General features: G+C 64.5%; 7 protein-coding genes. 1 reads left to right on the forward strand and 6 read right to left on the reverse strand.

Features of this window, described 5'->3' with window-relative positions; genetic code table 11:
* Positions 1-171 precede the first annotated feature (171 nt).
* The 3 genes from B195_RS13600 to B195_RS13610 form a co-directional block, all read right to left on the reverse strand.
* Positions 172-2,589: a TonB-dependent receptor gene (locus tag B195_RS13600; protein ID WP_003444894.1), complete on the reverse strand. Its 2,418-nt coding sequence runs from the start codon at positions 2,587-2,589 to the stop codon at positions 172-174.
* Positions 2,590-2,748: 159 nt separating this feature from the next.
* Complete coding sequence (locus B195_RS13605) at positions 2,749-3,720, reverse strand: FecR family protein (protein WP_003444895.1); 972 nt, start codon at positions 3,718-3,720, stop codon at positions 2,749-2,751.
* Between the two features lie 23 nt (positions 3,721-3,743).
* On the reverse strand, positions 3,744-4,238 hold the full coding sequence (locus B195_RS13610) for a sigma-70 family RNA polymerase sigma factor (protein ID WP_003444897.1): 495 nt from the start codon (positions 4,236-4,238) through the stop codon (positions 3,744-3,746).
* Positions 4,239-4,425: 187 nt separating this feature from the next.
* Between B195_RS13610 and B195_RS13615 the strand changes: the two genes are divergently transcribed.
* Positions 4,426-5,193 (forward strand): ATP-binding cassette domain-containing protein, encoded by a 768-nt coding sequence (locus tag B195_RS13615; RefSeq protein WP_003444899.1) that lies wholly within the window; start codon positions 4,426-4,428, stop codon positions 5,191-5,193.
* A 15-nt stretch (positions 5,194-5,208) separates the two neighbouring features.
* Here B195_RS13615 and fhuF read toward each other — a convergent pair whose 3' ends face one another.
* From fhuF to B195_RS13630, 3 genes are all read right to left on the reverse strand, one after another.
* Positions 5,209-5,973, reverse strand: a complete 765-nt coding sequence (fhuF, locus tag B195_RS13620; RefSeq protein WP_003444901.1) for a siderophore-iron reductase FhuF — start codon at positions 5,971-5,973, stop codon at positions 5,209-5,211.
* 85 nt (positions 5,974-6,058) lie between these two features.
* Positions 6,059-7,408: a lysine N(6)-hydroxylase/L-ornithine N(5)-oxygenase family protein gene (locus tag B195_RS13625; protein WP_003444902.1), complete on the reverse strand. Its 1,350-nt coding sequence runs from the start codon at positions 7,406-7,408 to the stop codon at positions 6,059-6,061.
* A gap of 73 nt (positions 7,409-7,481) precedes the next feature.
* Positions 7,482-11,540: a non-ribosomal peptide synthetase gene (locus B195_RS13630; RefSeq protein ID WP_003444903.1), complete on the reverse strand. Its 4,059-nt coding sequence runs from the start codon at positions 11,538-11,540 to the stop codon at positions 7,482-7,484.

The following is an 11,540-nucleotide window of genomic DNA, read 5'->3' on the forward strand; positions in this document are numbered from 1 at the left end:
GCTTTTCAAGATCAAAAGATCGCGAGACAAGCTCGCTCCTACAGGGGTAAATCCCGTGTCCTGCCCGAGGTCCAAAAATAGCCCGCATTCCGTAGGAGCGAGCTTGCCTCGCGAGCCTTTCAAGATCAAAAGCTCGCGAGACAAGCTCGCTCCTACAGAGACGGGCGGGTTTCAGAAGCCCACGCTTGCCTGGACGAAGAAGGTGCGGGGTTCTCCGAGGTAGATCCCGGAGTTGTTGTCGCTGGAACGGGTGAAGTACTGCTGGTTGAACAGGTTCTTGATCCCCGCACCCACTTTCAGGTTCGACGCCTCAGGCCCGAAGTCGTAGCCCACACGGGTGCTCCAGGTCGCATACCCCGGAATGTCTCCGTATTGACCGTCCGCGGTCGGGTCGGTGATGTAGGTGCCGCCGGTACCCGGCGCATGCTGTTTGGACTGGGCAAACATGTCGAGGTTGTAGGTCCAGCGGTTGACCGCATAACGCGCCCCCAGGTTGGCCACCTGACGCGAATACAGCGGCAGGTCACGGCCCTTGAAGTTCATGATGTCACCCTCGGCCACCGCCTTGGTGTAGGTGAACCCCGCATTGACCGACAGCCCGTCAAGACGGGCATCCAGCGCCGCCATGTCGTAGTGGATCGAGGTCTCGATACCCTGGTGCCTGGTGGCTCCGAGGTTGGTCCAGCCCACATCGTTGCTGATGTATTGCAGCTCATCGGCAAAGTCGATGTAGAACAGTGTCACTTCACCGCCCCACACTCCATTGTCATAGCGCGTCCCCAGTTCATAGGTCTTGGCTTTTTCCGGACGCAAACCTGCCGCCGTCTGGTCCCCCGTGCCGCCCTGCCCCAACTGGAAGTACTGCAGGCTGCCAAACGAAGTCTCGTAGTTGGCAAACAGCTTCCACGCGTCCGAGAGGTGGTACATCACGCTCAGGGCCGGCAGCGCTTCGCTACTGTCGATGCTGCGGTTTTTCTCCGGCACCGGCACACCCTTGCCATCCAGCACCGGGCGGTCGTGCCAGTTGGTGCTGATGCGCTCGAAACGGATCCCCGGGGTGACCGTCCAGTTACCGACATCGATCTTGTCATCGATATAGAAGGCGTTGGCCTCCGTGCCCCCGGTTCGGTCCTGATACACATGACCGTCGCCTTTGGGCCCCGGCACCGGCACGTTATCCACCAGTTCCAGCATGCTCGCCTGCTCGTGCATCGCTTCCTTGAGGTAGCGATAACCGACCCCGACCTCCTGGGTCACCGGCCCCAGCGTGAAGACATGGGACACCCGTGGCTCGATGCCGAAGGTGTGATAGTTACGCGGGTAGGCCGACAGGGTTTGCAGGTTGCGCGCGGCAATATTGCTGCCACGGAAACTGTCGGTGTAATAGGTCAGGACTTCAAACTGGGTCTGGTCGTCGATCTGGCGCAGGTACTTGAAGGACACGTCCTTGCGCCGTCCGCTGAAGTTGTCGTAGTCGCGCACCGACTGGTACGGATCGGCGTCGAACTGCGCCTGGGTCAGGCCCCCGGGCATGTCCGCCGTGGCGTCGTAATAATGGAAGTTGAGGCTGAAATCATCCTGATCGGTGGGCGCCCAGTGGGTCTTGAGCAACACGTCAGTGATGTCGTTGTCATTGTTGCGTGCCCGATAGCCATCACCCTTGACCCCGGAGTACAGCAGCGCCGCACCGATACCATTGTCGGCGGTACCGCCCAAAAAGGCCGACTCCATGTGCTTCCAGCCACCACGCTCGGAGGTCTCCAGGGTGGTGCCGACTTCACCGGCAAAGGTTTCGGGAATCGCCCGGGTCACAAAGTTGATCACCCCACCCACGTTCTGTGGTCCGTAACGCACCGAGCCGGCACCGCGCACCACGTCGATGCTGTCCAGGTTGCCCGAGGAAATCGGCGCCATTGCCAACTGTGGCTGGCCATAAGGGGCGAAGGCCGCGGGCACTCCGTCAATCAACACCGTGGAGCGCGGCGACAGGCGCGAGGTCAGGCCACGCACCCCCACGTTCAGGGAAATATCACTGCCACCGGTACCATTGGGCGCCTGTACCTGGACCCCGGGGATCTTCTTCAGCACGTCGCTGACATTCATCGCGCCCTGCTCGACCATCGCTTCGCGGCGCACCACGGTACGGGCGCCGGGATGGTTCTGCACCACCGCCGCATTGGCATCACCCAGCCAGTCGCCCACCACTTTCACATCCACCGGGCCCAGTTCCAGCGGACCGGAAGCCGCTGAAGCACTGACCGCAGGTGCTGCCTGCAGGATCACCGCATCGCCGTTCAATTCGTAGCTCAGGCCGCTGCCCTGGAGCAATGCGTGCAATGCCTGCTCCGGCGACAAGTTGCCATCGACCGCCGGGGCCTGTTTGCCGGCCACCAGCTGCGGGCTGAAGAACACCTGCAATGAAGTCTGGCGGGCCAGCTGGCTCAGCGCTGCGCCCAAAGGCTGGGCCTGAATATGGATGGCACTGGAGGCAGGCTCACCGGCAAACGCAGCCGGCAACCCCGCACTGACGGCCAGGGCCAGTGCCAGCGGCAACCAGCGGCCTGGTTTAATCGAAAAAGAGCAGCTCAAAGGTGTTTCAAGCGCAGAAAGTCGCCCACGGAGATTGTTATTTTTCACGTCGAGTCTTGCCCTGTAGATCGCACTTGAGTGCGACTGTTAATGCAAACCAGTTGCAGTTGATCTAGAAGACGAAGAACTCGGAAAAAACCTGAATCCAGCAGCCAATTATTATCGGGCCACTATTTCCTGACTGCCGTCCGCACGGGTGTTAATGGCCACCGGCAAGATTCGCGGCAAGGCCTTGAGCAAGGCATCGGTGTCAGCGGTTTTGAACACGCTGGTCAGCCGTAGCCGGGCCACGGCCGGATCGGTGACGTGCAACGGCTGCTGACGATAGCGCGAGACCTCGGCGGCCACTTGCGCCAGGCTTGCATCATTGAACTGCAGTTGCCCCGTGCGCCACGCCGTCAGCGCACGGGTATCCACCGCCAGCGGTGCGTCTACCTGCCCCTGTGCATCGACCCGGGTGCCAAGGCCCGCGGTCAGGCTGACCGCGCCCGAGGCATCGCTACCCTGCACCCGGACATGCCCCGACTCCACCGCAACCCGGGCCTGATCACCGTCGCGACGGACATCAAAGCGGGTGCCGGTAACCGTCACCTGCCCGGCACCGGCGCGCACCACAAAGGGTCGGGACGTATCATGGGCAACGCTGAACATCACCTCGCCCTGCTCAAGCTCGACCCTGCGCTGCTGCCCCTCGAAGCTGACCTTGACCCGGCTGCGACTGTTGAGCTCGATCGATGAGCCGTCGGGCAACTGCACTTCACGGTATTCACCCGCCAGTGTGGAAAATTCGCCGTGATAAGCACCCGGCTCCTGCCATTGCAGGCTTAAACCGGCCCCCAGCGCCAGCAACAGGCTGGCGGCCAGCCCCCAGGCCATGACCGAACGGCGTTTGGGCGCTCTGTCCGGCAGTTCACACAGCGCCTGCAAGCGGGCTTTTGGCAGCAGATCGGTGGCCGACCACAGGCTTGCCAGCCATTGGTACTCAGCCTCATGGCTGGCATCCCGGGTGCGCCAGGCCTCGAATTCGGCCTGCTCGGCAGGGCTCAGGGACTGTGCCTGCACCCGCGCAAACCAGGTCGCGGCGGCATCGCGCACGCTCGCGCTGTCACCCGTACAGTCACGGCTATCCATCATCCTGTCCTTATCTGATGTCGTCACGGCGCCTCCACCCGCTCACGCAGATGGCGCAGCGTGCGGATCATATACTTTTCCACCATGTTCCTGGACAGCCCCAGGTGCTCGGCAATCTCGGCCTGGGTCAGGCCTTCGATCTTTTGCCAGACAAACACCTTGCGGCAATTGAGCGGCAGTTCCTGCAAGGCTCTTTCAACCGCCTCGGCCAACTGGTAAGCGCGCATGTACTGCTCCGGATCGCCCGTTTCGCACGAGCTTGGGGGAACGGCAGCCTGCTCCTTGGCATCGCGTAACTCTTCCCGGCGAAAACCGTCGACCGCGATATTGCGCGCGGTCTGATGCAAATAGGCACGGGGCTGCTCGACCGCATCCGGGCCGGATTCGAACACCCGGACAAAAGTGTCATGAGCCAGATCCTGCGCCTGCTGACGATTGCGCAGACGGCGGGTCCAGGTCCCGATCAACTCATCGTAATATTCAAGAAAACCCGCCCGGCGGGGCGCTTTACGAGTCATCGCTCTGGACTACAAAGGTGGGGGTGCGAATAGTAATGCTTCCTATTAATGCAGGCAATGACTTGCCCATGGCGCTGCCGCCCCCGCCTGCCCGACAACCGTCACCGGCAGCGGTTTACGCCATACAATCTTTGATAATGGTTCTTATTTGCTCTAGATTAGGCTCCTTTTGCCCCAGGACCCTCCCATGTTCGAGTTGCAGGCCGTCTCTTTCGACATTCCCGAGCGCACCCTCCTGTACCCGCTGGACCTGACCCTGCCCCATGGCCAGATCATCGGCCTGATCGGGCATAACGGCTCGGGGAAATCGACCCTCATCAAGTTGCTGGCCCGCCAGCAAGTCGCGAGCCAGGGCACAGTGAAACTCGATGGCGTGCCGTTGCCGGCCTGGAAAAACCGCGAATTCGCCCGCCAGGTGGCCTACTTGCCGCAACAACTGCCGGCCGCCGACGGCCTCACCGTGCGCGAACTGGTGCGCTTTGGCCGCTATCCCTGGCATGGCGCCCTGGGACGCATGAGCGAGGAGGATCACGCCCAGGTCGAACAGGCCATGGCACTGACCCACACCGGCGCCTATGCCGAGCGCCTGGTGGACAACCTCTCCGGCGGCGAACGCCAGCGGGTCTGGCTGGCCATGTTGCTGGCACAGAACAGCCGCTACCTGCTGCTCGACGAACCGACCTCGGCACTGGACATCGCACATCAGGTAGAGGTGCTGGGGCTGATTCGCGAACTGAGCCACAAACTGGATCTGGGGGTGGTGGTGGTGCTGCATGAAATCAACATGGCGGCGCGCTACTGCGACCACCTGGTGGCGTTGCACAGCGGCCGCTTACTGATCCAGGGGCCACCGGCAGAGCTGATGAACAGTGCCGTGCTGGAATCCATCTACGGCATCCGTATGGGCGTCATGCCCCACCCCCACGACGGCTCGGCAATCAGTTTTCATTACTGAACCGGTGGCGGATTTTTATCCCGCCCGCACGCAAGAAGGCTTGCCGGACGGCTTGACCTTCAACGGGCAGTTGCCGCACAGCTCGAGTTCCGGCAGCAGGTAGCGCACGCAACAGACCTTGCGCTCGCGGCGCATGGTCGGCTGGCCCTGTTCGTCGGTGACCGGCAGGTACTGCACCGGCTGGAACAGCGGGTTACGGCTGCCATCGGGGCGGACCCGGGTTTCCAGCAGCGCACGCCCCGCAGCCAGGCGTTCGGCGGGCATGCCGGCCCTGGCCATCAGGTTGAGCAGATTTTCGAAGTAGTTGCCGGCATTGCTCCACAGCACCTTGGGTGAAACCTTGACCTGGCTGGCCATGGCCTGGAACAGCGGCTGCAAATGGTCGTCCAGCAAGCCCGCGAACAGCTCGAACGGATCACTCACCTGGGGCGCGAACGGCTCGCCCTTGCCCGACAGGCGAAAGCCCTGGGGCAGATGCCCCTCGTCCAGCAGCACGGCGGTGTCGGCGAGGGCCAGCGGCAGGCGCCAGCGCAGCAATAACGTGGCGCCCATCACCGGCGGCAACAGCTTGACGATGTAGTGCTTGGCCCACAAAGACGCCAGGGCCCGCCGGTCGTCGCCGTTATAGCGCTGAGCAAAACCGCCCAGCACGTCGCTGAAGGCCGCAGGCGCCAGGAGCGCGTCACAGGGAATGGCCGGACGAGGATCGTCGGCCAGCACCAGCACCTCCCGGTAGGCTTCAAAATCACCGCGAAACAGCGGTGCAAGCACGTCGATCATCAGCCCCTGGCACCCTGTTCAAAAAGGTAAATGAGAAACAGCATCATTCACCCAGCATACCCGAACCGCCGCCGGGATTCAGCCATCAGGCCGAAACGCTGTGCAGGGCCCGTGCTTCCTGGCCCGAATGGGGCTGGCGAATGCCATCCAGACGTTGCTCCAGGGCGGCGGCAATTTCCCCCGAACGGGCCGGCAGCACGGACAACAGGGTGTCGCTCAGGCCATGGGAATGCTGGCTGAAGCCCTGGATAAACACCGGGGTTTCCAGTTCCGGGCGCGCCAGCAGTTGATAGTCGCGATCGACCCGAAAATCGTCCAGATAGTCCTTGAGCGGAGCCAGCAGCTCGCGATGGGAGCGACGTTCGTAGCCGGTCGCCAGGATCACCGCATCGTAACGCCGCGCCTCGCTGCTGCCGGTGGCCAGATCCCGCAGTTGCAACTGCACGCGGCCATCCACATCAATGGCGCTTTCGATCATGCGCCGGCAGAGGAAGGCGTGGCGCTCGCTGCCGCTGACTTTCTGGCGATAGAGAATGGCGTAGATGCGCTCGATCAGGTCCAGGTCCACCACCGAATAGTTGGTGTTGTGGTATTCGCGGATCAGCCGCTCGCGTTCGGTTTCCGGCTGATTGAATACCAGGTCGGTGTAATCGGGGCCGAAGATCTCGTTGACGAACGGGCTGTCGTCGGCGGGCTTGAGCACGGCCGCGCGCAGGATCATGTCGACCTGCACGTTCGGGTAGTTGTCACTGAGGTCGATAAAGGCCTCTGCGGCGCTCTGTCCGGCACCCACCACGGCAATCCGCATTGACTCGCCACGGTTGCACGCCTGGGTGGCCATGGCCGACAGGTAGCGCGCATGGTGAAACACCCGGGGGTCGTCCTTGAACCCGGCAAAGGCCGGGGGAATCTTCGGCGTACCGCCGGTGCTGACGATCACCGAGCGGGTCTGGCGGCTCACTTCACGGCCTTGCTGGTTCTGGCTGATCACATTCAGCCGCTGCACCCGGCCGTCCGCTTCCACCACCGGCTCGACACGCAGCACTTGCTCGCCATAGCGGCTCTGCTCGGCGAACTGCACGGCGACCCAGCGCAGGTAGTCGTTGTACTCCATGCGGCACGGATAAAAGGTGCCCAGGTTGATGAAGTCCACCAGTCGGCCATGGGCCTTGAGGTAGTTGACGAACGAGAAGCGGCTCGACGGGTTGCGCAGGGTCACCAGGTCCTTGAGGAACGAAATCTGCAGTTCGCTCTGGGCCACCAGGGTATTGCCATGCCAGTTGTAGTCGGGCTGGCGCTCCAGGAACAGCGCGTCGAATGCCTTGCCGCCCTGCTCCGCGCGCTCTTGCAGGGCAATGGCCAGGGCCAGGTTGGAAGGGCCGAAGCCGATGCCGATCAGGTCGTGGGTGGCCGTCGGGTTGAAGTGCTGGGTCATGGGACCGATTCCTTCCTGTAGAGAGTGAGAGAGCGGTGGCCGGACCCGGGTCCGGCCGCTGGAGAATGTGTCTTTAGAAGACGCTTGCGGCCTCGGCGAATTTAACCCCCTCTGCCTGGCCATTGAGTTCAAGAGCCGCCAGAGCCCGGGCAAAATCGGCCATGAAGACCGGGTGACGGATGATGTCCAGATGGTGCGCATCGGCCACACAGCTGTGCTCGATCACCTCCACCAGCGCGCTCCAGTCCCGCAGGCGCTCGCTGCGGGTCAGGGAATCAGCGGCCTGCCAGACATGGGCCGCCACCGGCAACGGCACGTGCACATGGCGGGCAGCTTTCAAGCGTTTGTCGAGCAAGGCCCATTGTTCGAATTCCCGGGACAGCAAGTCCGGTCCGTCGCTGGGCAATTGTCCGTCGTGGGCCAGCACATGCTCGGTCAGGGCATCACGCTCGCGCTCGTCCATCAGCGCGAATAATTGCCGCCACTGTCTGGCCATGGCCGAGCGTGCCAGCCAGCTTTCCAGCAACGGTTGTGCCCGGGCATGTGCGCCCTCGTCGAGGGCCTGGCGCGGGTGAAACGGCACCGACTCAAATACATCCACCAGGCCAAGGAACTCGACCTGCGCCCGTCCTTGCAGCAGGCGCGCGGTTTCCAGCGCCAGCTCGCCCCCGGACGACCAGCCGAGCAAGGCGCAGCGCCCGCCCTTGACCGTGCGCGCGATGTAGTCGGCGTACTCCCGGGCCAGCGCGGGCAGATCATAGCCACGCCAGCGTTGCTCGGTGTAGACGTGACTGACGAATCCATACACCGGCCGTGAGCCGCCCAGGGCATCCACCAGCGGCTTGAATTCACTGCTGTTGACGATCAGCCCCGGCAGGCAGAACAGCGGCACTCCGCGCCCCGAACGCGACAGGAACACCACCTCCGGGTCGTTCACCGGCGGTGGCGCCAGACGTTCGGCCAGCGCCGCCAGGCTCGGGGCATTGAGCAAGTCGGCCAGGGTCAGCTTGCGCTCACCCTGCAGGCCCTGCTTGCGGATGCGCGCCAGTAACTTGAGGCTCAGCAGCGAGTCGCCCCCCAGTTCGGTAAAGGAGGCGTCGCGGCAAATAACCGCCTGCCCCAGCAAATCGCTCCACAGCTGCGCCAGCGCCTCTTCCACCGCACCGCGCGGGCCCTCGCCCAGGGGCCGGACCGTTTGCGCCAGGGTCAGGGCGTGCCGGTCAAGCTTGCCGTTGGCAGTCAGCGGCAGCTGCTCCAGCACTGTCCAATGGGACGGCACCAGGGCGTCCGGCAATTGCCTGGCCAGGGACTCGCGCAGGGCTTGCACAGCGATGCCCGGCTCCAGCACCAGACAGGCATGCAGTTGATCGCCGCCCTCTTCCCCGGGCATGGCGATCACGGCCGCATCCCGCACCCCGGCCAGACGCCGCAGCGCGGCACTGACTTCGCCGGGCTCGACCCGATAACCACGGATTTTCACCTGGTCATCGCTGCGGCCCAGGTATTCCAGGCTGCCGTCATCCAGCCGGCGTACCCGGTCACCACTGCGATACAGGCGTGTACCGGGTGCGCCGAACGGGTCCGGCACATAGCGCTCGGCAGTCAGCCCCGGGCGGCCCGCGTAGCCCTGGGTAACACCCGGGCCGCCCAGGTACAGTTCACCGCTCACCCCTCGCCCCACCGGGTTCAGATAAGCATCCAGTACCCGGGCCACAACGGCGGCCAGCGGAGTGCCGACGGGCAAGGTGCGGGCGCGCAGCGGGTCGGCAGCGGCGGCGTCCTGGCACAGCGCCCCCACAGTCGTCTCGGTGGGGCCGTAGTGGTTGAACACCCGCAACTGCGGGGCCAGCTGGCGAATCTGCTGCAGCAGCCCCCAGGACGTGGCTTCGCCGCCGAGGATCAAGCTGTGCCGCGGCAGCACCCGGGCCGGATCGCGGGCGTTGAGCAAGGCCTGCAAATGACTGGGGGTGATTTTCAGCACGTCGGCTCCCTGTTCGCTTTGCCATTGGGCAAAAGCATCGGGGTCGAAGGCCTGATCATCGTCGGCCAGGTGCAGCAGCCCGCCCTGGCTCAGGGCGCTGAACAGCACCGTGTGCCCGAGGTCGGCGGCCACCGTCGAGACCATGGCGAAGCTGCTGCGGGCCGGCAATTGCAAGCGCTGGCTGAGCCCCGCGACATAGGCGGCCAGGTTGCCGCGACTGGCGACCACGGCCTTGGGCGTGCCACTGGAACCTGAGGTGTAGATCAGATAAGCGGGCAACTGCGGCACCCGGGCTGGCCAGGCCCTCAGCGCCGTGGGCAGGGTTAAATCCGCCTCCAGCGCCAGCCAGTCCAGACCCGGCACCCCGGGATCGGCACCCAGCACCAGACACGCCCCGCTGTCGGCCAGGACTGCCGAGCGGCGTTCGGCCGGCCAGCGCGGGTCCACGGGCACATAGGCGGCGCCACACTTGAGGGTGGCCAGAATGCCGGTCACCAGCCCCGCTGTACGTCCGGTCAACAAGGCCACCCGGTCACCGGGACCGACGCCCCGGGCCAGCAGCTGTTGGCCAAGGGCCTCGGCGGCGCGGTCAATATGCCCGCGGCTGAAAGTCAGACCGTTGCAGGTCACGGCTGCGGCGTCAGGGCTGAGCAGATGCTGGCGCTGCCAGGCATCAAGCACATCCTCAGTGGCGATTGCCGGTGCTTCGGCGTGGTATTCAGGCTCGACGGCAAGTTCCAGCAAGGGTTGCTCCGGCGCCAGACTCACGGCTTCGGCCAGCACCCGCAGCTCATCCGCCAGGGCTTCGATGCGCCCGGCATCGAACAGGTCGCAGGCATAGGCGATCAGCACTTCGATGCCATCGGCGCGGTCTGTGAAGTCCACACTCAGGTCGAAATGCACTTCCCCCGCCACCAGCCCGTCCAGCCCCATGGACAGATCGGCGAAGCGCTGCGGGCGGCTGGCCGACTGCTCGGTGCACTTGACCTGGAACAGCGGGTGAGTGCCCGCCTCGCGGGGTGGCGCCAGCGCTTGCAAGAGCTGGTCGAACGGCAGTTGGGAATGTTCCTGGGCCTGGAGCAAGGTGCCGCGCACCTGATGCAGCAGCGCAGTAAAACTGCAGCGCTCATCGACCCGGTTGCTCAACACGCTGAGGGTGGTGAAGTAGCCCACCACCCGTTGGGTTTCAGCCCGCGAGCGGTTGGCCAGCGGCGAACCGATGCGCACGCTGTCGGCGCCGCTGTGGCGGGCGAGCAACAGGTTGAGCAGCGCCAACATGGCCATGAAGGTGGTGGCGCCGCCGGCCTTGGCCAGGTTGCGCAAGCGTTGGCTGGTATCGCCGGGCAATTGCAGGCGCACACTGGCACCGCGTGACTCGCGAACCGCGCTGCGGGGGCGGTCCAGCGCCAGCGCCAGGGGCGTGTGATCGTCCCCCAGTTGTTTGCGCCAATAATCCAGTTGCCGGGTTTGCTCCCCCGCATCCAGCCAGCGTTGTTGCCAGCCGGCGTAATCGGCGTATTGCACGGTCAGCGCCGGCCATTGCGCGGCCTGCCCCTGACAGCGCGCGGCATAGGCCGTGGCCAGATCTTCGATGATCAGGCCGATGGACCAGCCATCGGCAAGGATGTGATGCAGCACGATCACCAGCCGGTGCTGCTGGGCATCAAGGCGATGCAGTTCCAGTCGCAGCGCCGGTTCGGCCAGCAGGTCAAACGCCTGGCACGTCAGCGCCTGGGCCCGTTGCCGCGATGCGCCCTCGTCCAGTTCCAGGCAGGCCAGTGGCTGGAATTGCTGCGGGTTGACCCGTTGCTGCGGCTCGCCGTCGGCGTCCTGGGTAAAGGAGGTACGCAGCGCTTCGTGACGGGCGCGCAAGTCGTTGCAAGCCTGCTCCAGGGCCTCGACATTCAGCAGCCCCCCCAGACGCAGGCCCCCCGCCAGGTTATAGGCCGGGCTGTCCGGCTCGCGCTGCCAGGCAATCCACAGGCCGCGCTGGGCGGCGGACAGCGGTGAGGCATCCGGCCGGGGCAGCGCGACCATCGGCAGGTCGGTAAAGCGGATGCCGTTTTCCTCGAGCCTGGCGAGAAAAGCCTGGCGCCGCTCAGGGGACAGTTCGGCGAAACGCCGGGCGATTTGGTGCGGATCAATACTCAT

This window comes from Pseudomonas sp. Lz4W (assembly GCF_000346225.2).
In the GTDB taxonomy this organism is placed as follows: Bacteria; Pseudomonadota; Gammaproteobacteria; order Pseudomonadales; family Pseudomonadaceae; genus Aquipseudomonas; species Aquipseudomonas paraversuta.

Bases quoted from the DNA above. Each gene is read 5' to 3' on its own strand.
- B195_RS13605 (WP_003444895.1), bottom strand. From the start codon at position 3,720: ATGGATAGCCGTGACTGTACGGGTGACAGCGCGAGCGTGCGCGATGCC.
- B195_RS13615 (WP_003444899.1), top strand. From the start codon at position 4,426: ATGTTCGAGTTGCAGGCCGTCTCTTTCGACATTCCCGAGCGCACCCTC.
- B195_RS13630 (WP_003444903.1), bottom strand. From the start codon at position 11,540: ATGAGTATTGATCCGCACCAAATCGCCCGGCGTTTCGCCGAACTGTCC.
- B195_RS13625 (WP_003444902.1), bottom strand. From the start codon at position 7,408: ATGACCCAGCACTTCAACCCGACGGCCACCCACGACCTGATCGGCATC.
- B195_RS13610 (WP_003444897.1), bottom strand. From the start codon at position 4,238: ATGACTCGTAAAGCGCCCCGCCGGGCGGGTTTTCTTGAATATTACGAT.
- fhuF (WP_003444901.1), bottom strand. From the start codon at position 5,973: ATGATCGACGTGCTTGCACCGCTGTTTCGCGGTGATTTTGAAGCCTAC.